The organism is Streptosporangium sp. NPDC050855 (genome assembly GCF_044456585.1).
Classification (GTDB): domain Bacteria; phylum Actinomycetota; class Actinomycetes; order Streptosporangiales; family Streptosporangiaceae; genus Streptosporangium; species Streptosporangium longisporum.
Genome location: NZ_JBITFY010000001.1, coordinates 294,173 through 312,846 on the forward strand (window position 1 = coordinate 294,173; position 18,674 = coordinate 312,846).

Sequence of the window (18,674 nt, forward strand, 5' to 3'; positions counted from 1 at the left end):
TGGTCCATGGCTGCGCCACCGGTTGTTGATCTTCCGTTCGTCGACGAGCGGCTGGCGCAGGATGTCGCGACAGGGCTGGCGGAGGTCGAGAAGCTGCTGCGGTCCTCGGTGCAGAGCGACGACGCCTTCGTCACGGAGGCGTCCAAGCACCTCATCGAGGCGGGCGGCAAGCGGTTCCGCGCCATGCTGGTCCTGCTCGCCGCCCAGTTCGGTTCGCCCGGCGCCCCGGGCGTGGTGCCCGGGGCGGTGGTGATCGAGCTGACCCACCTGGCGACGCTCTACCACGACGACGTGATGGACGAGGCCCGGGTCCGCCGGGGGTCCCCGTCGGCGAACGCCCGCTGGGACAACACCGTGGCGATCCTGACCGGTGACTACCTGTTCGCCCAGGCATCGGAGATCCTCGCCGACCTCGGCGCCGACATCATCAGGATCCAGGCCCAGACCTTCTCCCGCCTGGTACGCGGCCAGATCCGCGAGACCATCGGCCCCCGTCCCGGTGAGGACCCGGTGGCCCACTACATCGGGGTGCTGGCCGACAAGACCGGCTCGCTGATCGCCACCTCCGGCCGGTTCGGGGCCCTGCTCAGCGGGGCCTCGCCCGACGTGGTCGAGCGCGTCACCCGGGCGTGCGAGGCCATCGGGGTCGCCTGGCAGCTCAGCGACGACCTGCTGGACGTCGCCGCCGAGTCGGTCGAGTCGGGCAAGACTCCCGGCACCGACCTGCGCGAGGGCATCCGGACCCTCCCCGTGCTCTACGTGCTGGCCTCCGACGGCCCCGAGAGCGCCCGCCTGCGTGAGCTGCTGGCCGGGCCGGTGGCCGAGGGGGACGTCGAGGAGACCCTGCGCCTGCTCCGCGCCGACCCCGCCATGGAGCGGGCCCGCGCAGAGCTGCTCGCCTGGACCGACCGGGCCCGGCAGGACCTGGCGGCCCTTCCCGACATCCCGGCGCGCGCCGCCTACCTGGCCCTGTGCGACTACGTGGTGGAGCGTTCGGGCTGACACGTCGTCCCTGTGGGCCGGGCGGTGGTCCGGCCCACAGGGGAGTCGCCGGATCGCTACATGCCTGTGCAAGCAAATGTTGCACGTGCATGTAGACTCCTGTTGGATAGGAAATCCAGGAGGAATCACCATGTCGTGGGACCATTTCGCCCTCTTGCACGCCCGGGTGGAGGCGGAGCTGGCCAAGGCGCTCCAGCGAGGGCACGGCCTCGGCCTCTCGGAGTACCGTGCCCTGGGACGGCTCGCCACCGCCCCCAGGGGCTGCATGCGCATGCAGGAGCTCGCCGAGGCCGTGGGCCTCAACCAGAGCTCGGTGACACGCCTGGTCGCGCGCCTCGAAGAGGCAGGGATGACCCGGCGCGACCTCTGCTCGGACGACCGCCGGGGCGTCTACTCGCTGATCACCGACGAGGGACGCGCCCGCCTGGCCGACGCGACGCCCACCTACGAGCGCTCGCTGTCCTCGGCACTGGAGCAGGCCGGCATCGACCCCGTCCTCACCCCCCTGGTCCACGCCGTACGCGGCTCCTGAGGGCGTCGCCTTCGGGGGCCGGGTCTCTCTCGCGGGGCCGGGCCTTTTGGGGCGGGGGCTTATGGAGGAGAGGGCTTCCGGGAGCGGAGCCTCCCGAGGACGAAGGCCCGTGAGGGCGAGACGCGTCCGAGGGCGGTGTACCGCCCCGGGACGCCGGTCAGGTGCCCGCGGTCACCGGTGTGGCGATCGCCGCCTGACGGGCCCGTCCGGCCGCGCGGAGGCTGTCCCAGGTGAAGACCGACAGTGCCAGCCAGATGATGACGAACCCCACCCAGCGGCTGGGCGGCATCACCTCACGCGCCACCAGAACCCCGCACAGGAACTGCAGGATCGGGGCGATGTACTGCAGCAGGCCGATCGTGGTGAGCGGCACCCGGATCGCGGCGGCGGTGAAGCACAGCAGCGGAACGGCGGTGACCACCCCCGCCCCGGCCAGCAGCAGCGCATGCCCCGCCCCCCACTGCCCGAACGAGCTCGTCCCCTGCTGCCCCAGATAGGCCAGGTAGCCCAGCGCGGGCAGCAGCAGCACCAGCGTCTCGACCGTCATGCTCTCCGCGGACCCCACCCCGGCGATCTTCTTGATCAGCCCGTAGGTGCCGAAGCTGGCGGCCAGCACCAGCGCTATCCAGGGGAGACGCCCGTAGTCGATGGTCAGGACGACCACCGCCACCGTGCCCAGCCCCACCGCGACCCACTGCCACGGCCGCAGCCGCTCCTTCAGCAGGAAGACACCGAAGACCACGCTGACCAGCGGGTTGATGAAGTACCCCAGGGCGCTCTCGACCACGTGCCCGGTGTTGACGGCGTAGATGTAGACGCCCCAGTTGAGCGTGATGACCGCCGCGGCCAGCGCGAGCAGGCCGAGCTTCGCCGGGGTGCGCAGCAGCTCGCGGAACCAGGACCAGTGACGGCGTACCGCCAGGATGACCACGACCGCCACCAGGGACCAGGCGATACGGTGGGCCAGGATCTCCAGGGCGCCCGACGGTTTCAGCAGGGGCCAGTAGAGCGGGAACAGGCCCCACATGGTGTAGGCGGCGACACCGTACAGAACTCCCCGACGTGCTTCAGGCATGACCCCCATCTTCGCTGCTTACATGATTTAACGCAATTTAGTAGTGCTTTTCCGGTTGTTAAGCGTTCCTTACGGGAACATCGGCGGGCCTCCGCCGGTTGCCACCTGGTGAGAACGCGTCAGAGGAGGTCTCACGATGGGCTGGCTGTTCGGCAACAAGACCACGATGGTGTCCCCGGAGAACGCGCTCCCGGGCCGCCCCGCACCGATCACGGTGCCCGGCCGCCACGCGGTCCTCGATGCCCCGCTCGCCCCGCCGTACCCCGAGGGAAGCGAGATCGCCGACTTCGGACTCGGCTGTTTCTGGGGCGCCGAGCGCATCTTCTGGCAGACCCCGGGCGTCATCACCACCTCGGTCGGCTACGGGGGCGGCCACACGCCGAACCCGACCTACGAGGAGGTCTGCACCGGCCGGACCGGCCACACCGAGCTCGTCCGCGTCGTCTTCGACCCCACCAGGGTGTCGTACGAGGAGCTGCTCCGCGTCTTCTGGGAGGCGCACGACCCCACCCAGGGCATGCGCCAGGGCAACGACGTCGGCACGCAGTACCGCTCGGCGATCTACTTCCACTCGCCCGAGCAGGAGAAGTCGGCCCTGACCTCGCGTGACGCCTACCAGAAGGTGCTCACCGACTCCGGCTACGACCCCATCACCACGGAGATCGCCCCGGCCGGGGAGTACTTCTTCGCGGAGGAGTATCACCAGCAGTATCTTTTTAAGGTCCCGAACGGCTACTGCGGGATCGGCGGGACCGGGGTCTCCTGCCCGATCGGGCTGACCTCCGGCGAGGCGTAGACCTGCGGATTCAGCCAGATCCTGGCCCTTGATCGCCCGGCGTGTCCGGTGACGATCTTGGGTCAGTGTCGTTTGTCGATCTTCAGTTGATGATTGACGGATCAGTGTCGCCTGACGCTTTCCACCAGGCCTGGATCCTGTGGTCGATGTGGCCGCTTGCTCGTAGCCGGTCGACCTCCTTGACGCTGGTTCGAGGGTGCTGCGACAGCTCCTCGCCGTCGAACAGCACCCGAGATCGAGTCTTTTCAAGAACGACGGTGACGGCCTTGCCGCGATGGACCTGGCCGACCTGGACCTTGCAGCCGGCGACCATGAGGGTGCCGTTGCCGGCCACCACCCGCTCCACCGTCGGGACGCGGCCGACGGCGGCGTTGGGCTGTGGGCCAGACGGGCGCCGCCGCCCCGGTCGTCGCCGAGGCCGTTGTCATCCGGCGTCCTGGCGCGGGTCGGTCCACGCCTCTGTGACGCGGCCGCCTGGCAGTGCGATATCCAGCTGCCTGCACCACGATCGCGTCGGCGTCCATCCCCCGGCCGGAGTGAAGTTCACGCGCAACAGGCGGGCTGAGCCGGGAACCGGCCCACCCAGGTAGCGAGTTCCATGCGCGGCCGTCTTGCCGTCTGGATCGAAGGCACCACCATTATCGTCGCGGTAAAGGGTGCCAAGGTCATCCTCCGCAGACAGGGTCCAATACCAGAAGAACGGTCCTTTGAGATCCATCTCGTGTTGCCGCAGTCCCGGAACGAACTCGTAGTGCAGCACACCGTCGGCGCCTGATATTTCCAGTCCACGAGCGACCACGTGGTGGCTTTCCAGCAGTTCTCCAAGATCGATGTCAAAGACGATGTCGAGACGTCTCGACCCGCTCATCTTGGCGAAGTAGGCGTCGGTAGCCGTACGCGGCGGAATCCTGATCACGACCCTCAGCATCGGACACGATCGAGAAGCCTGCCACTCGATATTCGTTCTGTGAAGACGCCGCTGACGGGGCGGCTGCCCTTCCTCGCGGATCAGAAGGTCGAGGTTTCGATCACCTCCGGCCGCATGCATGCGAGAAGGCCCCTGAAAAGGCATCACGCCATCAGGGGATTTCTTGGTCGTTCGAGTTTCTTTTTTACAGTTCGCTGCGGCCTGCTCGCGCACTGTCCGATTCTCTGATCAGCCAGTCCGATGCCGTCGCGCCTACTTCGCGGCTGGTGGACACGGACTTGAGCGGAGGGCCGTTCAGGATGCGATGGCGGCGGCTTGGCAGTTGATCACCTTTGAGACGGGCAGGCCGAAGACGATCCGTATGCAGAGATCCCGCAGGGCCGCCTCCAGCGATCGCGGGTCCTGCCCGTAGTCGGCCTCGGTCTGGGTGGTGAGGCGCTGCTCGAGGTAGGCGCGCAGTTCCCGCTCGCCGCTCGGAATGCGGCCCGTACGACGAGTTGCTCACCCCAGCGCAGCAGGACCGGAGGGGGCCCATCGGAGGGCGGTGCCGAGGCGGAGACGGTGAGGGTGATTACCCGGTTTCGTCGCATTCCTCCAGGATCTGCTCCTTCGATGGACGGCCGTGTTCGGTCAAAAGCAGAGTGTGATGAAAGCGCGGCTCATAGCATCAATGCTATGAGCTGGGGTACCGTAGAGCTGGAACCGGAAGTTCAAAAATGGCTTGAAGGTCTCCCTGTGGCATCGTTCGCGAGGGCGGCCTTCTATGTCGATCTGCTCGCGGCGGAAGGGCCTCTGCTGGGAGAGCCCTATACGAAGCAACTGGACGGCAAGCTACGTGAGCTCCGGTTTCATTGTGACGAGCTCGCCGTGCGCATCACCTACTGGATCGCACCTCATCGCCGGATCGTGCTCTTGACCGTGTTTCGCAAGACCCGGACGCGTGATGACCGTGAGGTCGAGCGGGCCCGGCGAGCCATGCGGCGCTGTGTCGAACTGGCGCACACCGTCGACGAGGGAGAAGAAACAGCATGAGCGAGCAGGGGAACTGGCGAGAACTCAGAGATCGTCGAATGACCGAGCCGGGGGCGGCTGAGGCTTACGAGGCCACACGTCTCGCCTACGAGCTGGGAAGGACGGTCCGAGGGATGCGTAAGGGGCGAGGCTGGAGTCAGAACGACCTGGCTCGTGCGGCGGGCATGACACAGTCGGCCGTGGCGCGGTTCGAGGCGGGGGGGACCGTCCCCACGTTGCCGGTTCTGGAGCGTCTGGCGCGTGCCCTGGACGCGGATGTCGAGGTTCGCCTGACGCCACGCGCTCCCGCCGCTTGAGCAGAGACCCAATGTCGACGGGAAAGCCGTCGTCATACCGCCGTCACCTCGCGGGTTACTGCGGTGCTGGTGGGACCGGGGTCTCGTGCCCGGTCGGTCTGACCTCGGGCGAGGCGTAGACCTGCGGATTCAGCCAGATCCTGGCCCTTGATCGCCCGGCGTGTCCGGTGACGATCTTGGGCCAGAGCCGTTTTCGGCGACAAGTGTCGCTACTGGTGAAGGGCGTACCGCCTGGGCCGACCCGCCGTGCGTGGGCGGTCACCGGTCGTGGCCGGCATCGCCCACGTGCCGACACCGCCATGGAAACGATCGTGGACGCGACAAGAACATCACCGACCACGGTAAGCCGTGCGAAAGGCACCTATCCGGCAGAGTCCTGCGGGCCGACTCGATTCATCACATCCGGAGCGTGAACAGGCCGACAATGAGCCCATGGATCTCCAGCACGCGGTGACGCACTACAGGCGCCTGATCAAAGAGGCCGGGTGGCTGGAGGAGGGGATGGCGTGGACCGTCATCCTGCCCGTCTCGGGAGACTTTCCGTGCGGGAAACCGCGACACGCCTGACCGGCGACAGCCGTACAGAAATCAGCGAACTCGAACCGGGCTTTTCCGGTGTCGTCTCCTTCGGCCGGTCAGGAGCGGCGATGATGATCTTCGAGGCGGACGGTTTCAGTCATGCCGGATATCTCCCGTCCTGTAGCGGCTCAGCGAGAACGCCCGCGTATGGCACGTGTCCTGGAACCTCACCGGCAGACGCATGCTCAGGTACGCCGCCCATGGGAAGGTGTTGGCCCAGATGCTCGATTTCGACCCTGACGAACTCCATGGCATCGACCCCGGTTCTTTACGGGAAGAGGCGGCGATCCTCCGCGGTATCGGCCGGTACAGGCCGCCGAACAGGTACAAGACCAGGGTGATGGCCATGGTGGAACACCACACCGGAGCGCGCCTCGACAGGCGATGGCTCGACCGGCCTCAGCCCGCGCTGTCCATCGGCTGGCCGCCCGCCGAAGACATCCAGCCCACCTGATGCACCCATCGAGGATCGCGTAACGGAAGCAGGTATCCACTCCGTCCGGCCGGATCGGGGAACGCGCCCGAGACCGTCATCGGCACCGGAGGCGGCGACGCGGTACGACCTTCCGCTCTTCCGGTGGAACGATCATCCCGCTGGGCTGGACGAGCCTGTTGTCAGGAAGATCTGTGACGTATCGTCACACTGTCGATCAACTCGGCACGCGCGGCACAGGGCGTGAATGTGACGCTTACCGATCGGGAGGAACCTGAGATGGCGGGTTCTTCGTCGGCCTAGGGTGCTCCACCATTTTGGATCAGGGGGACGAGAGATGGGAGGGGCGTCGGCCGAAGATCTGGCTGAACTGCTTACCGAACTGAAGCAGCGCAGCGGCCGCAGCTACGAGGCACTGGCACGCCGTACCGGCATGAGCCGATCCACGGTGCACCGTTACTGCCGCGGCGAGATCGTGCCGGACACCTACGGGACGGTGGAGCGCATCGCCAAGGCGTGTGGTGCGAGCAAGGCCGAGCTGGACGAGCTGTACCGGCGCTGGAGGCGCGCGATCGCCTCTCTGGAACAGAGGGCGGCGGAGGCACCCGAGTCCGTGACGTCGCGTCCTTCCGCGGATCCCGATGAGATCGGGGCCGCCGAGAACGCGCCGGCCCCGAACCGGCAGGTCACGGAACAAGACCGACGAGGCCGGGGGACGGCCGAGGAAACGCCCAAGCCACGAAGCCGGGAGGCGGCCGGGGAGACTCCGGACTCACGGGGCCGGGAGGCGGCCGAGGAAACGCCCGGGCCACAGGGCCGGGAAGTGGCCGGCGGAACCCCGGACCCACGGGGCCGGGAGGCGGCCCAGGAGACTCCGGAGCCGCCGGCGAGCGGCGTGACCTCGCGGCGAAGGCCCATCGCTGTGCGGTACAGGACGTTCCTCGGCATGGGACTGGTGATCCTGTGCGTGTTCGTCCTGACCGCGGGCTCGTCGCCCGCGCGGCAGCCGCCCCGGCAGGCGCAATGGGTGAGCGGTCCCTCGTGGACCCTGCCCGAGACGTCGGTGCCGCGCACGCTCTTCGGCGTCACCATCAACACCGGGACCGGGGCCATGCCGACGTTCCGGGTCGGCGCGGTGCGCCTGTGGGACAGCGGGACACGCTGGGCGGAGATCCAGCCTGAGCGGGGCACGTTCGACTGGGCGGTGCTCGACCGGCACGTCGACGGCGCGGAGAAGGCCGGGCTCCCCGTGCTGTTCGTCATGGGAGGCACTCCCGCGTGGGCCAGTCCCGCGGGTCCTCTGTCTCCGTATCCGGACGGCACGCGAGCGGCGCCGCCCGACGACCTGGACGACTGGGACGCGTTCCTGCGCGCCGTGGCGAAGCGCTACGCGGGACGCATCCAGGCCTACGAACTGTGGGTGCTGGGCAACGACCGGCGATTCTACGCGGGCAGCATGGAGACCCTGGTGGAGATGACGCGCCGGGCCGGCCGGATCATTCGAGCGGCGGACCCCGAAGCGACCCTGGTATGTCCCGGCATGGGGCAGTTGTGGACCGCAGAAGGCCGTCGGATGTTTCAGCGGTTCACCGCGCTCGGTGGGTACGGCCACTGCGACGTCGCCGGGATCAAGCTTCACCAGCGCACCCCGTCCGACCCGCCGGAGAGCATGCTGGAGCTCGTGACCACCGTCGACCGGGCGTTCCACCGGGCCGGTATCCATCCCCGGCTGTGGAACACCGGCACCACCTACTCGATCCGGCTGCAGGGGCCGCTGGACGAGACCAGGGCCAGGAACCACGCCGTGCGCTTCTTCCTCACCGGTCTGTACGCGCGCAACCTCAACCTCGAACGCATGTACTTCTACAACTGGGGCGGCACCAAGATCCCGATCGTCCTGCAGGCGGTGGGAGGGGTCCCCACCGGCGCCGCGCTGGCGGTGGAACAACTGCAGCGGTGGCTGGTCCACGCCCGCAGCCGTTCGTGCGGCCACGGGACGGCCATCAACCTGCCGGAGAACGTCTGGCAGTGCGAGGTCACCGTCGCCAAGCCCGGGGATCACCACGAGGCTTCGATCCGCTGGACGATCGGCGGAACGGCCGAGACCACGGCCGGCCCGCGCGTCCGCGCGGTGCGCCGGTTGGACGGCACCACGGAGACCGTCCGGCCGGGAGACGTGATCACGATCACCGAGGAGCCGATCCTCATCGAATCCCGGTCCTAGGAACAGCCGCCGTCCGTGCCCTCGTACCGGTTCCGGCCGTGCCGGCGGGCGTCGATGCCCGCGCCTGCGGGCGAGCACGTCCGTCGTGCCGCGTGCGGGTGGGATGCCGGAGGGATGACGGCCACGGCGTGCCGGTGGAACATCCCATTTCTCTGGGTTCATGCAGGTGGGATGGGGTCCTTCGTCCCAGTGTCCCAGGAGCGTGCCAGGGCGTTGCCGGTGGTGGTGGGGGCTGTCACTGTTTCTCACGTCACGGGGGACGGGCGCCGACGCGGTTCGCGAGCGAGCAGGACGCATTGCGCGTCGGCGCCCGACGTGATCGTCGTACCCCAACCCTCGATTTAAGGACCACACATGGCACCGGTAAAGCACCGCTTGGTCCGCTACCTCGCCGTCTCGTTCGCGCTGGCCGTGTCGGCCGTCACCTTCCAACCTCCGATCGCGGCGAACGCCGACGACGTGCCCGGCGTCCAGGCGCCGCGGACACCGGGCCCCGATGACAGGCCTGTCAATCTTCAGCCGAAGCCGCTGGACGCGACCCCGCTGCGGCCCGCCCCGGACGCCGGCACCACGCTGCGGACCCCGGATGCGGCGGACGCCGCGGCCGTGGAGTGCTGCGGTCTCGTCATCCGGTACAACAGCATCCAGAACCTCGTCGTCGCCGCGAACATCAACGCCGGCAACGTCGGCAAGGGGGGCAACTGCAACATCTGGAACTGGAACGGAGGCAACGTCTGGAGCCCGGTGAATCCCGGACGCAACTGTGACACGCGGAGCATGAACGGCCACACCTACAGCTGGAACATCTGGGCCGACACCGACGCGTTCACGCTCCAGTACGAGGACTACTGGCTGAACTTCCACGGGTCGTGGCGCAGGATCGGCGCCAACGTCTACACCAAGATCAGCAGCATCGAGACGGCGAAGTGCTACCGCGAGTCGGACGGCGTCAACTGCTACGTCGTCTACTGACGCCGGGCCACCGGGACCGGACGCGCCGCCGCCGCTCACGGGGTCCGTCACCGGGCGGCGGCAGGTACGGATGACGCACGGCCCCTGACCACACGCACTCCGGTCAGGGGCCGTGCCTCGTTCGAGAGCCCGGCGGCCGGCCGTTCGGCAAGGGCGTCGTCATGGGGCAAGCTGATGACGTGAGTGTCCATGTGTCTTCGGACGACGTCGGACTCCCGCGGGCGCAGTCAGGCCCCAACCCGCAGCACCTGCTGACGACCCTGCTCGGCGAGTACCTCGACTCCTCGGACGCCGACCTCCCGTCGACGGCGGTGGTCGCGATGCTCGGGGAGTTCGGCATCAGCGAGTCCAGCGCGCGGGCCGCGTTGTCCCGGTTGACCAAGCGCGGCCTGATCGCCGTGCGGGGAACCGGGCGGCCGCCCGTGTACCACCTCACGCCTCAGGCGATCGCCAGGCATCGCTCCCGGATGGACCACTTCCTGAGCTTCGGCGCACATGCGCCGCGGTGGACCGGCGACTGGGTGACCGTCTCCTTCTCGATCCCGTCTTCTCACGTCCGGCAGCACCGGCAGCACCGGCCGCACCGGCCGCACCGGCGTCGTGCGCCCGGCGCCGTGACCCCGCGGCCGGGTCGCGGTCATGGCGAGGCCGGTGCCGCCGCGCCGGACGTCAGGGCCGCCTGCACGATGCGGATCGCCTCACCCGTGTCGATGCCGACGCTGGCGATCACGGCCGCGTAGTCGGCGGCGGCCCGGAGGGCCCGCTCCCGGCCCTCCTCGCCCGCGGCCGACACGAACGAGCCCGCCCGTCCACGTGTCTCGATCAGTCCCGCCTCCTCCAGCTCCCGGTAGGCCCGGCCGACCGTGTTGACGGCCAGGCCGAGGTCTGCCGCGAGGTGGCGGATGGTCGGCAGCCTGGAGCCCACGGCCAGCGTGCGGTCCTGGATCTGCCGGGCGAGCTGGGCCCGCAGCTGCTCGAACGGCGGTACCGGCGAGGCCGCATCGATGACGATCATCGGACGCTCATGACCCGCCGGGCCACCGTCGCGCACGACGGCGTCCTGGCATGGAGCGCGATGCACGCGGCCAGGCTCAGGATCATGTAGGCGACCGCGGCGGCGCCCCACCAGCCGGGCGCGGTGCCGAACAGCACCACCGGCAGCGTCCACTGCACGCTCGGCGTGGTGAGCTCGCGGGCGTCCTCGACGCGCATGATGACGTCGGCGGTCAGCGACTCCTCGTCCTCCGCCACGACCGGCCGCCTGAGCAGGTGGCGCAGCTGCATGGCGGTGATGGCCGTCGCGCCGAGCAGCCCGATCAGCACGACGACGGCCAGCCGCCGCACGGTGGGGTCGGGAACGGTCAGGGTGCTCGCGGCCAGCACCATCGCGCCGGCGAACGTGGCGACCGTGAAAACGGCGTACGGCCGGCCGAGCACGGTCCGCCAGCCGGGCTGGATCGAATGGGCGGCCCTGCGGGCCAGCGTCGCGCCCGCCCGCCGGTCGACGCGTCGCACCCACCGGTCGAGCGACCACTGTGCCAGCAGCAGCCCGGCCACCGACGCGGTCAGGGCCAGCAGCGGTAGCGGGTGATCCGGCGGGAAGCCTCCGAAAGCGGAAGTGGCGACGAAGGCGCTCACGATGATCAGCACGGCCAGGATGACGTAGGTGGCCAGGCGGGCGCGTTCCCGGACCGCCAGCCGGCCGGCCAGCAGCGGGGTCGGGCGGGCGTCGGCCAGGTCGTGCCCGGCCAGCCACGCGCTCGCCGATCGCAGATCGACCGTACGCGCAGGCGAACCGGCGTCCGGTGACGGGTCATGGATCATGACACCTCCTTTGTCGCAAGCTTTGTATCAGCATGTTGCGTCATACCTTGCGACAAAGTCAATGCCCCGCGGGCTCTCGTCGTCCCGGTGGGTACGAGCCCGGCTCGGCGGTGTCCGTGGGCCATCGCGTGGACGGCGGCCGGTTCCGTCACCCCTTCGGGCGTCTTCCCGGTGGCGGCGGCTCCGAGGACGCGAGTCCTTGATCACTCAGCGCGGCCGGTGTATCGACGACGAGAACCGTCACGGCGAGGAGGACGCGGCCCGTGCCGGTCGCGCGGTGGGGACCGTGAACGGTGCCAGCAGACCCGGTACCGCCTCCTCGGCGAAGGTCAGTCCCTGTCCGACGCCGACGTCCTTGATCCGGTGGGTGCCCGCGGACGTCGCCGCGGTGAGGGTCATCAGGCCCCGGCGGCGTTGTGCCGGAGACCTGCCGACCGTCCAGCCGATGACCGCGTCCGTGCGCAGCGCCGTCGTCCTGCGGGCGATCGCGCCGTGGCGGGTCAGCAGGTAGCCGCCGGACATACCGTGGCCGAGGCCGCGGTAGGCGTCGGCCGCCAGCAGCAACGTGACGGGCAGGCAGGCCGGGGCGAGCAGCCACAACCCGTCCGGGAGCCGGCTCGCCCACGTCCCGAGCCAGGCCAGCGGCACGGCCGGCAGCGCCACCGCCCAGACGGCGCGTGACAGGCGCAGGCGCAGCGCGGCCCGCGGGTGACGGCGCAGCCGGGTCGCCAGCACGGGGGCGCCGAGCACCCGCGCGGCCACCCGCAGCGCCGCCTGCCGGGGCGCGGGCGGCAGCAGCGCCGCGGAGGTCCGCTCCTCGCTGTCGTCGGGGTTGACGCCGGCCACCAGCGCGCTCAGGCGGGCGCCGCCTCCCCAGCGCAGCGGCAGCGGCTCGGCCAGCCGTACGCCGCGCAGCCGGCCGTCCTGGAGCGACAGCGACCGGGTGCCGAGCAGACCCCGCCGGATCCGGTAGGTGCCGTCGGTCCCGCGCGTCAGCCGGAAACGCCACCACACCTCCACATGGAGCAGCAGCGCTCCGGCGAATCCGATGGCGAGCACGGCCGCGAGGACCGTCCCGGCCACGACCGGCCAGGAGAACCGGGACGCCGTGCTCCACGCCTCCCGCAGGAGACCCACCTCGGCGGGTTGGAGGCCGAGGATCTCCAGCGCGCGGAAGAGCGCGCCGAACGGCGCCAGGCCGATGAGCGGTGTCCAGCCGCTCAGCAGGGCGTAACCGACCCAGGCGGGACGCGCCGTCACCGTCTCGCTGTCCGCGGGCGTCCCGCCCTCCGGGCCGAGCAGCAGGCGCAGCCGCTCGGCCCGGGCCCGGGAGACGGCGTCCAGGCGCAGGTCCGCCTCCTGCTCGCCGACGCCGACGCGCACGACGGCCACGCCGAACAGGCGGTGCACCGGCTGCGCCGTCACGTCGACGGTCCGTACGCGGTCGCGCGGGATCGAGCGGTCCCGGCGGAACACCAGCCCGGATCGGTGCTCGAGTCGCTCCCCGGTGATCCTGTACCGCGTGGTGGCGTGGCGCAGCACCCCCAGGGAGGCGATCCCGGCGAGGACGAGCAGCAGGACGGCGAGCGGGATGACGGTCCGCGGCGTGGCCCCCAGCGTGACGACGGCCACCGTGGCGGGGATCGAGGGGCCGGCCAGCCAGCTCAGGCCGACCGCGACCGTCCGCGCGTCGAGCCGCTCCCAGGCGTCCTCGCCGCCGCTCATGTCGCGTCCCCGGGCACGGCCTGCGCTCTCGCGGTGAGGTGCTCGACGAGGTCGGCGGCCAGGTGCCGGTCCAGCCCCTGGATCCTGATCGATCCCGCGGCCGAGGCCGTGGTGACCTTCACCGCGGACAGGCCGAAGACCTGCTGCAACGGGCCGCGTACGGTGTCGACGGTCTGGATGCGCGACATCGGCGCCACCCGCCACCTGTGCCACAGCCAGCCGGAGGAGGCGTAGACCGCCTCGTCGGTGACCTCCCAGCGGTGGATCCGGTAGCGCCGGCGCGGCATGCAGAGCGCGTAGCCCAGGCCGGGGACCGCGACGAGCAGCGCCGCCGCCAGCAGCCACGGCCGGGCGGGCGGGATCAGCGCGGCCAGCAGGGCCGGCACGAGCACCGGCGGGAGCACCCAGGCCAGTGCCTGCGTCGTCCACCAGCGGATCGCCCGGGGCTCGACGGGGTGGCGGGGAGGCCGCAGGTTCACCTCCATCGGTCCTCCTTGCGGGTGGCGCGGTCGAACAGGCCGGCCAGCTCGCGGGCGTAGGTGTCGAAGTCGAGGTCGTCGTAGGCGGCCATCAGCAGGAGCACGCCGTCGACCGCCTGCTTGACGGTCACGGCCATCACCCGGGTGGAGAACTCGCCGAACTCTCCGGTGGCCTGGCCGAACCGCAGGATCTGCTCGACGTCGCCCATCTCGTTCTCGTTGTCGCGTACGCCGAGCCGCTGCCTGCCGTCCTGGGTGCGCAGGTTCGTCCAGATGTCCAGCAGGGCCAGCATGTGCCGCTGGTGGGTGCGGTAGAACTCCACGCTCGCCTCGATGTAGACCCTGAGCATGTCCGCGGCCGTGGTCTGCGCCTCGACGAGGGGACGGACGGCGGCGTCCCCGGCGGTCATCGCGTCGTCGACGATCTGCTGGACCAGCTCGTCCTTGCTGTCGAAGTGGTAGGAGATGACGCCCTTGCTGATGCCGGCGTGCTCGGCGATCCGGGCCAGCGACGCCTGCGCGTAGCCGATCTCGGCGATCACGTCGATCGCGGACCGGACGATCTGGGCACGGCGTGCCGTCTCGATGAACGAACGATCCTGGCCACTCGCCTTGTTTTCTGACCGCATGGCCAAAAAATAGCACAGTCGTCTGGCATTTTGTCGGCCGAGAGAACCCTCTTCGCCCGGTACGTCCTCACCCTGGCCGGGCGGACGCCCCGGAGGACCCGTCCCGGGTTCCCCGCGAAGCGATGTCGCCGGTGGTCCCTCCCGGGTGGCCGTCGCGCTGCGGGGCCTCGGCCCCGCGCGTGTCAGCGCCTGGACGTCCCGTCTGCGACGCCATCGCGTACGGGAGCGGCGACACCGTCGGTGAGGGCGTCCAGTACGGCCTGCGAGGCGGGGTCGGCGGCGCGGTAGATGACGAGCCGCCGGTCCGGGTCCCCCAGCGGGTTCAGCACCTCGTAGTCGACGGAGAGCGGGCCGGCCGTGGGGTGCAGCAACCGCTTGCGGCCCCGGCCGTTCACCTTGACGTCGCGGCTCGCCCACAGCCGCGCGAACTCCTCGCTCCCCGACCTCAGTTCCGTGATCAGTTCGTCCAGGAACGCCTCGCCGGGACGCGCGGCCCATGCCGCGCGCAGGTCGGCGATGCACTCGCGGACGACCAGCTCCCGGTCCCGCCAGAAGTCGCGGTACTCCGGGCGGAGGATGCACAACCGGAGCGTGTTGTGCTGATCGGCCGGCAGGCGGTCGAAGTCCAGCATCAGCCTGGTCATCTCGCGGTTCGCGGCGAGGATGTCGAACCGGTGGTCGACCAGCATGCACGGCAGCGGCGACAGGTCGTGGACCAGCCGGGCCAGCGGGCTCGGCGCCCGGCCGGGCGCGGGCGGCCGGCTCACCGGCCGCTGCCGGGCCAGGTCGAACAGGTAGACCCGCTCGTCGTCGTTCAGCCGCAGCGCCCGCGCGAGGGCGTCGAGCACCTCGGCCGAGGGGCGCAGCCCCCGTCCCTGCTCCAGGCGTACCACGTAGTCGACGCTGACCCCGGCCAGCTCGGCGACCTCCTCCCGGCGCAGGCCGGGGGTACGGCGCGGGCGCCCGTGCGGGGAACGCGCCAGGTCGTGGGGGGTCAGTCGCTCACGGCGGGTCCGCAGGAACACCGCCAGCTCGTGGGCCAGGTCCATTCCGCTGCTCACCCCCTCGATCGTAGCCACGGTCCGCCTGGGACGGTCAGTCCCAGGAAAAGCCCTCGCTGGTCCCCCTCCTCCGGCGGCCGCACGATGAGCAGGCGGCTCGCTCACGGCGGCGGTGCGAGCCCCGAACGAGATCGTCACGCCGCAGCACCGTGCCTGGAGACCATTGTGACCGGAACTGTTTCGCTTGACCGCTACCGCCTGCTGGGCCGCTCCGGCCTGCGGGTCTCACCGCTGGCGCTCGGGGCCATGACCTTCGGGCAGGACTGGGGATGGGGCGCCGACAAGGACGAGTCGCGCCGGATCTTCGACGCGTACGTGGACCGGGGCGGGAACTTCGTCGACACCGCCAACCAGTACACCAACGGGACGTCCGAGCAGCTGCTCGGCGAGTTCATGCACGGCCGTCGTGAGCGCGTGGTGGCCGCCACGAAGTACACGGCCGCCACGCGCCCGGGGGACCCGAACTCGGGAGGCAACCACCGCAAGAGCATGGTCGCCTCGGTCGAGTCGAGCCTGCGGCGGCTGAACACCGACTACATCGACCTCCTCTACCTGCACGCCTGGGACTTCACGACCCCGGTCGAGGAGGTCCTGCGGGCCATGGACGACCTGGTCCGCGCCGGAAAGGTGCTCTACCTGGGCATCTCCGACACCCCCGCGTGGCAGGTCTCCCGGATGCAGGCGATCGCGGACCTGCGCGGCTGGTCACCGCTGGTCGCCCTGCAGATCGAGTACAGCCTGGTCGAGCGGACGGTGGAGCGCGAGCTCATCCCGATGGCGCGGGAGATGGGGCTCGGCGTGATCCCCTGGTCGCCGCTGGCGAGCGGTGTGCTGACCGGCAAGTACACCCGGGCCGACCTGGACCACGGCGTCTCCGCCGATCCGGAGGGGACGCGCAAGAACGTCGCCGCGGCCAACGGCTCGCTGACCGAGCGGGCGCTGGACATCGCCGACGTGGTGAAGGAGGTCGCGGCCGGCAAGGGCACCGCCCCGGCGCGGGTCGCGCTCGCCTGGACGCTGCTCGACCCGGCGGTCACCGCTCCCATCGTCGGCGCGAGGACCCTCGCGCAGCTCGAGGACAACCTGGCCGCCCTGGAGGTGACCTTCACCGAGGACGAACTGGCCGCCCTCGACCGGGCCGGCGCCGTCGAACAGGGTTTCCCGCACGACTTCCTGAACCGTCCGATGACCCGTCAGGTGATGTCCGGCGGGGCGGTGATCGAGCCCAGGCGGGGATAAGGCGTCCGGGCGGGGGTACGGGGGCTCGTCATCGGTGGTGCCGGACGGGACGACGGCGGTCGTCTACGCTCTGCGCAGATCCACCGAGGGGAGAGGGGGCCTCCATGGCGGAGGAGTTGTCGAGGCTGACCGGTCTGCTGTACGAGATGGGGCTGCTCAAGCGGTACAGGCGCACGGGCTGGCTGGTGGCGGGGGTGCGGGACCCCGAGAGCGTCGCCGACCACTCCTTCCGTACGGCGATCATCGCGAGTGTGATCGCGGCGCTGGAAGGCGGAGACCCCGAGCGTGCGGCGTTCATGAGCCTGTTCCACGACACGCAGGAGAGCCGCATCACCGACATCCACCACCTCGGCAGGCTGTACCTGAAGGCGGCCCCGAACGAGGAGGTCACCGCCGACCAGGTGCGCGGCGTTCCGGCGGTGGTGGCGGAGATGGTGAGTGGCGCGGTCGGGGAGTACGAGGAGAAGACCAGCCTGGAGGCCGTCTGCGCCCGCGACGCCGACAAGCTGGAGTGCCTCATCCAGGCCGTCGAGTACCGCGAGCAGGGGTACCGGAACATCCAGCCGTGGATCGACAGCTCGCTCGCCGCGCTGAAGACGGCCTCCGCCAGGCGGCTCGCGGACGAGGCGCTCGCCACGGGCTCGCTGGAATGGGTGAAACGCGTCCTGGACGGAGACTGAGCCCCCCGGCCCCCGGGCCTCGTCGAGGTGCGTCGTCCCCCGTCGCGTTCCCCCGTCGCGTTCCTCCGGCCGTGCGGGGGTGCCGACGGGCGGGGCACCGGCCGTCGGCCCTTCGCGGACGCGGTGTCAGTGGTCGGGGGAGTGGACCCAGCCCGTCCGGTGGTGTTTTCTCACCAGCGACCAGGTCCGGTCGTCGCAGGCACCGGCGCGTCGCCGGAAGTCATGGTCGCCGATGAAGTACGGGGCGTCGAGATCGAGCCAGCTGTCCTTTCGCGCCCGCCGGTCCCAGTGGGCGGTGGGGATGCTGACACAGTTCATCCGATGGGATTTGTCCTGGCTCGTAATCTTCAGGACCTCCACGCCATTCGAATGGGTGCGAATCACCAGGCACGGCCTGACCTTCCCGCCCGAGCCGTCCGCGAACGGCACACCGGCCCACCAGATGTCGCCGGGACGCGGACGTGAATTCCAGTCCGGGTGCGGTGGCGCCTCGTGCACCTCGGGCTGGGGCCGGGGGGCGAGGAGCTGGCGAATGACGCGGACAAAGACATATATTCCTGCGATCAGCAGCCCGAGGATCAGTAAATCGCCGGCTTCTCCAAGGACGTCGAGCATGGCTCACAACCTACTCGACCTACATTGAACTCCACCCTTGCTTGGACATTTTCGGATTCGAGTATGAGGTGGGGAAAGCACGGGAAGGCCACCGGCGCGATGAGCGCCACCCGGTACGCCTAGATCGCCTCGGTGAAGCGGGCGAGCAGATCCCGCAGGGTGTCGCGTTCCTCTGGGGTGAAGGCGTCGGCGATCCTGCGCTCGATGACCACGGCCGCCGCGTCCGCGGTGCGCAGCGCCTCGCGTCCCGCGTCGGTGAGATGGGTCTCCAGCATCGTGCGGTGCCACTGGTGCGGGCCGCGTTCGATCAGGCCGGCCCCCAGCAGGTTCTTCAGCACGACGGTCATCGCCTGCGGGGTGACGAGGCACTCCCTGGCCAGGGCGGCCGCGGAGATGCCCGGGTTGTCGGCCAGCACGAGCAGGGCGGCGTACTGCGGCACGGTCAGGCCCGCGGTCCTCACCGCCGCGTGCTTGGCCGCCATGAGCCGCTGTTCGGCGCGTTTCACCGGCAGGCCGAGCCGCTCCTGGGCGGGCATGTCCATGAGCGGAGCTT

The 18,674-nt window shown here is 70.1% G+C and carries 23 protein-coding genes and 1 pseudogene; 13 read left to right on the forward strand and 11 right to left on the reverse strand.

The window, feature by feature from the left end:
• Positions 1-6: 6 nt before the first annotated feature.
• The gene (locus ACIBCT_RS01315; protein ID WP_399185386.1) at positions 7-1,002 is read left to right on the forward strand and encodes a polyprenyl synthetase family protein; all 996 of its coding nucleotides are present in this window, start codon (positions 7-9) and stop codon (positions 1,000-1,002) included.
• A 130-nt stretch (positions 1,003-1,132) separates the two neighbouring features.
• Positions 1,133-1,534 carry a MarR family winged helix-turn-helix transcriptional regulator gene (locus ACIBCT_RS01320; RefSeq protein ID WP_399185387.1) on the forward strand — a complete coding sequence of 134 codons (402 nt, stop codon included), beginning with the start codon at positions 1,133-1,135 and terminating at the stop codon, positions 1,532-1,534.
• Between the two features lie 157 nt (positions 1,535-1,691).
• On the opposite strand, the gene rarD is transcribed toward ACIBCT_RS01320, so the two are convergent.
• Positions 1,692-2,609: an EamA family transporter RarD gene (gene rarD, locus ACIBCT_RS01325; RefSeq protein WP_399185388.1), complete on the reverse strand. Its 918-nt coding sequence runs from the start codon at positions 2,607-2,609 to the stop codon at positions 1,692-1,694.
• A gap of 136 nt (positions 2,610-2,745) precedes the next feature.
• Here rarD and msrA point away from each other — a divergent pair, with 136 nt between their 5' ends.
• Positions 2,746-3,405: a peptide-methionine (S)-S-oxide reductase MsrA gene (gene msrA, locus ACIBCT_RS01330; protein ID WP_399185389.1), complete on the forward strand. Its 660-nt coding sequence runs from the start codon at positions 2,746-2,748 to the stop codon at positions 3,403-3,405.
• An 82-nt stretch (positions 3,406-3,487) separates the two neighbouring features.
• On the opposite strand, the gene ACIBCT_RS01335 is transcribed toward msrA, so the two are convergent.
• Complete coding sequence (locus ACIBCT_RS01335) at positions 3,488-3,739, reverse strand: hypothetical protein (RefSeq protein WP_399185390.1); 252 nt, start codon at positions 3,737-3,739, stop codon at positions 3,488-3,490.
• Positions 3,740-3,829: 90 nt separating this feature from the next.
• A complete protein-coding gene (locus ACIBCT_RS01340) occupies positions 3,830-4,546 on the reverse strand; it encodes a hypothetical protein (RefSeq protein WP_399185391.1) in 717 nt (238 codons plus the stop codon).
• Positions 4,547-5,008: 462 nt separating this feature from the next.
• Between ACIBCT_RS01340 and ACIBCT_RS01345 the strand changes: the two genes are divergently transcribed.
• From ACIBCT_RS01345 to ACIBCT_RS01380, 8 genes and pseudogenes are all read left to right on the forward strand, one after another.
• The gene (locus ACIBCT_RS01345; RefSeq protein WP_399185393.1) at positions 5,009-5,365 is read left to right on the forward strand and encodes a type II toxin-antitoxin system RelE/ParE family toxin; all 357 of its coding nucleotides are present in this window, start codon (positions 5,009-5,011) and stop codon (positions 5,363-5,365) included.
• A gap of 38 nt (positions 5,366-5,403) precedes the next feature.
• Positions 5,404-5,661 carry a helix-turn-helix domain-containing protein gene (locus ACIBCT_RS01350; RefSeq protein WP_399186083.1) on the forward strand — a complete coding sequence of 86 codons (258 nt, stop codon included), beginning with the start codon at positions 5,404-5,406 and terminating at the stop codon, positions 5,659-5,661.
• Between the two features lie 432 nt (positions 5,662-6,093).
• Positions 6,094-6,228, forward strand: a complete 135-nt coding sequence (locus tag ACIBCT_RS01355; RefSeq protein ID WP_399185394.1) for a hypothetical protein — start codon at positions 6,094-6,096, stop codon at positions 6,226-6,228.
• 232 nt (positions 6,229-6,460) lie between these two features.
• Positions 6,461-6,694 (forward strand): hypothetical protein, encoded by a 234-nt coding sequence (locus ACIBCT_RS01360; RefSeq protein ID WP_399185396.1) that lies wholly within the window; start codon positions 6,461-6,463, stop codon positions 6,692-6,694.
• 316 nt (positions 6,695-7,010) lie between these two features.
• Positions 7,011-7,211, forward strand: a pseudogene (locus ACIBCT_RS01365) (helix-turn-helix domain-containing protein); the annotation flags it as partial.
• Positions 7,212-7,619: 408 nt separating this feature from the next.
• Positions 7,620-8,897: a beta-galactosidase gene (locus ACIBCT_RS01370; protein WP_399186084.1), complete on the forward strand. Its 1,278-nt coding sequence runs from the start codon at positions 7,620-7,622 to the stop codon at positions 8,895-8,897.
• A 354-nt stretch (positions 8,898-9,251) separates the two neighbouring features.
• Positions 9,252-9,869, forward strand: a complete 618-nt coding sequence (locus ACIBCT_RS01375; RefSeq protein ID WP_399185397.1) for a hypothetical protein — start codon at positions 9,252-9,254, stop codon at positions 9,867-9,869.
• Positions 9,870-10,048: 179 nt separating this feature from the next.
• Complete coding sequence (locus ACIBCT_RS01380) at positions 10,049-10,609, forward strand: hypothetical protein (protein ID WP_399185398.1); 561 nt, start codon at positions 10,049-10,051, stop codon at positions 10,607-10,609.
• Here ACIBCT_RS01380 and ACIBCT_RS01385 read toward each other — a convergent pair.
• The 6 genes from ACIBCT_RS01385 to ACIBCT_RS01410 form a co-directional block, all read right to left on the reverse strand.
• The gene (locus tag ACIBCT_RS01385; RefSeq protein WP_399185399.1) at positions 10,507-10,884 is read right to left on the reverse strand and encodes a GntR family transcriptional regulator; all 378 of its coding nucleotides are present in this window, start codon (positions 10,882-10,884) and stop codon (positions 10,507-10,509) included. The genes ACIBCT_RS01380 and ACIBCT_RS01385 overlap by 103 nt on opposite strands.
• Positions 10,881-11,693: a hypothetical protein gene (locus ACIBCT_RS01390; protein WP_399185400.1), complete on the reverse strand. Its 813-nt coding sequence runs from the start codon at positions 11,691-11,693 to the stop codon at positions 10,881-10,883. The genes ACIBCT_RS01385 and ACIBCT_RS01390 overlap by 4 nt, the downstream gene beginning before the upstream one ends.
• Positions 11,694-11,933: 240 nt before the next feature.
• Positions 11,934-13,418 (reverse strand): PH domain-containing protein, encoded by a 1,485-nt coding sequence (locus ACIBCT_RS01395; RefSeq protein WP_399185402.1) that lies wholly within the window; start codon positions 13,416-13,418, stop codon positions 11,934-11,936.
• Positions 13,415-13,903, reverse strand: a complete 489-nt coding sequence (locus ACIBCT_RS01400) for a PH domain-containing protein (RefSeq protein ID WP_399185403.1) — start codon at positions 13,901-13,903, stop codon at positions 13,415-13,417. Before ACIBCT_RS01400 ends, ACIBCT_RS01395 begins: the two co-directional genes overlap by 4 nt.
• Complete coding sequence (locus ACIBCT_RS01405; protein WP_399185404.1) at positions 13,894-14,526, reverse strand: TetR/AcrR family transcriptional regulator; 633 nt, start codon at positions 14,524-14,526, stop codon at positions 13,894-13,896. The genes ACIBCT_RS01400 and ACIBCT_RS01405 overlap by 10 nt, the downstream gene beginning before the upstream one ends.
• A gap of 182 nt (positions 14,527-14,708) precedes the next feature.
• The gene (locus ACIBCT_RS01410) at positions 14,709-15,587 is read right to left on the reverse strand and encodes a helix-turn-helix domain-containing protein (RefSeq protein ID WP_399185405.1); all 879 of its coding nucleotides are present in this window, start codon (positions 15,585-15,587) and stop codon (positions 14,709-14,711) included.
• 165 nt (positions 15,588-15,752) lie between these two features.
• Between ACIBCT_RS01410 and ACIBCT_RS01415 the strand changes: the two genes are divergently transcribed.
• Positions 15,753-16,826 carry an aldo/keto reductase gene (locus ACIBCT_RS01415; protein WP_399185406.1) on the forward strand — a complete coding sequence of 358 codons (1,074 nt, stop codon included), beginning with the start codon at positions 15,753-15,755 and terminating at the stop codon, positions 16,824-16,826.
• A 104-nt stretch (positions 16,827-16,930) separates the two neighbouring features.
• Positions 16,931-17,506, forward strand: a complete 576-nt coding sequence (locus ACIBCT_RS01420) for an HD family hydrolase (protein ID WP_399185407.1) — start codon at positions 16,931-16,933, stop codon at positions 17,504-17,506.
• Between the two features lie 126 nt (positions 17,507-17,632).
• Here the strand turns inward: ACIBCT_RS01420 and ACIBCT_RS01425 are convergent, their stop codons facing one another.
• Together ACIBCT_RS01425 and ACIBCT_RS01430 are read right to left on the reverse strand one after the other, a co-directional pair.
• Positions 17,633-18,121, reverse strand: coding sequence for a type II toxin-antitoxin system PemK/MazF family toxin (locus ACIBCT_RS01425; protein ID WP_399185408.1), 489 nt, complete (start codon positions 18,119-18,121; stop codon positions 17,633-17,635).
• Between the two features lie 119 nt (positions 18,122-18,240).
• The gene (locus ACIBCT_RS01430; protein WP_399185410.1) at positions 18,241-18,663 is read right to left on the reverse strand and encodes a MarR family winged helix-turn-helix transcriptional regulator; all 423 of its coding nucleotides are present in this window, start codon (positions 18,661-18,663) and stop codon (positions 18,241-18,243) included.
• Positions 18,664-18,674 lie beyond the last annotated feature (11 nt).

Coding starts and splice junctions, on each gene's coding strand:
- ACIBCT_RS01405 (WP_399185404.1), bottom strand. CDS start 14,526: ATGCGGTCAGAAAACAAGGCGAGTGGCCAGGATCGTTCGTTCATCGAG.
- ACIBCT_RS01430 (WP_399185410.1), bottom strand. CDS start 18,663: ATGGACATGCCCGCCCAGGAGCGGCTCGGCCTGCCGGTGAAACGCGCC.
- ACIBCT_RS01375 (WP_399185397.1), top strand. CDS start 9,252: ATGGCACCGGTAAAGCACCGCTTGGTCCGCTACCTCGCCGTCTCGTTC.
- ACIBCT_RS01315 (WP_399185386.1), top strand. CDS start 7: ATGGCTGCGCCACCGGTTGTTGATCTTCCGTTCGTCGACGAGCGGCTG.
- ACIBCT_RS01370 (WP_399186084.1), top strand. CDS start 7,620: ATGGGACTGGTGATCCTGTGCGTGTTCGTCCTGACCGCGGGCTCGTCG.
- msrA (WP_399185389.1), top strand. CDS start 2,746: ATGGGCTGGCTGTTCGGCAACAAGACCACGATGGTGTCCCCGGAGAAC.
- ACIBCT_RS01425 (WP_399185408.1), bottom strand. CDS start 18,121: ATGCTCGACGTCCTTGGAGAAGCCGGCGATTTACTGATCCTCGGGCTG.
- ACIBCT_RS01395 (WP_399185402.1), bottom strand. CDS start 13,418: ATGAGCGGCGGCGAGGACGCCTGGGAGCGGCTCGACGCGCGGACGGTC.
- ACIBCT_RS01355 (WP_399185394.1), top strand. CDS start 6,094: ATGGATCTCCAGCACGCGGTGACGCACTACAGGCGCCTGATCAAAGAG.
- ACIBCT_RS01400 (WP_399185403.1), bottom strand. CDS start 13,903: ATGGAGGTGAACCTGCGGCCTCCCCGCCACCCCGTCGAGCCCCGGGCG.
- ACIBCT_RS01385 (WP_399185399.1), bottom strand. CDS start 10,884: ATGATCGTCATCGATGCGGCCTCGCCGGTACCGCCGTTCGAGCAGCTG.
- ACIBCT_RS01345 (WP_399185393.1), top strand. CDS start 5,009: ATGAGCTGGGGTACCGTAGAGCTGGAACCGGAAGTTCAAAAATGGCTT.
- rarD (WP_399185388.1), bottom strand. CDS start 2,609: ATGCCTGAAGCACGTCGGGGAGTTCTGTACGGTGTCGCCGCCTACACC.
- ACIBCT_RS01420 (WP_399185407.1), top strand. CDS start 16,931: ATGGCGGAGGAGTTGTCGAGGCTGACCGGTCTGCTGTACGAGATGGGG.
- ACIBCT_RS01390 (WP_399185400.1), bottom strand. CDS start 11,693: ATGATCCATGACCCGTCACCGGACGCCGGTTCGCCTGCGCGTACGGTC.
- ACIBCT_RS01350 (WP_399186083.1), top strand. CDS start 5,404: ATGACCGAGCCGGGGGCGGCTGAGGCTTACGAGGCCACACGTCTCGCC.
- ACIBCT_RS01360 (WP_399185396.1), top strand. CDS start 6,461: ATGCTCGATTTCGACCCTGACGAACTCCATGGCATCGACCCCGGTTCT.
- ACIBCT_RS01320 (WP_399185387.1), top strand. CDS start 1,133: ATGTCGTGGGACCATTTCGCCCTCTTGCACGCCCGGGTGGAGGCGGAG.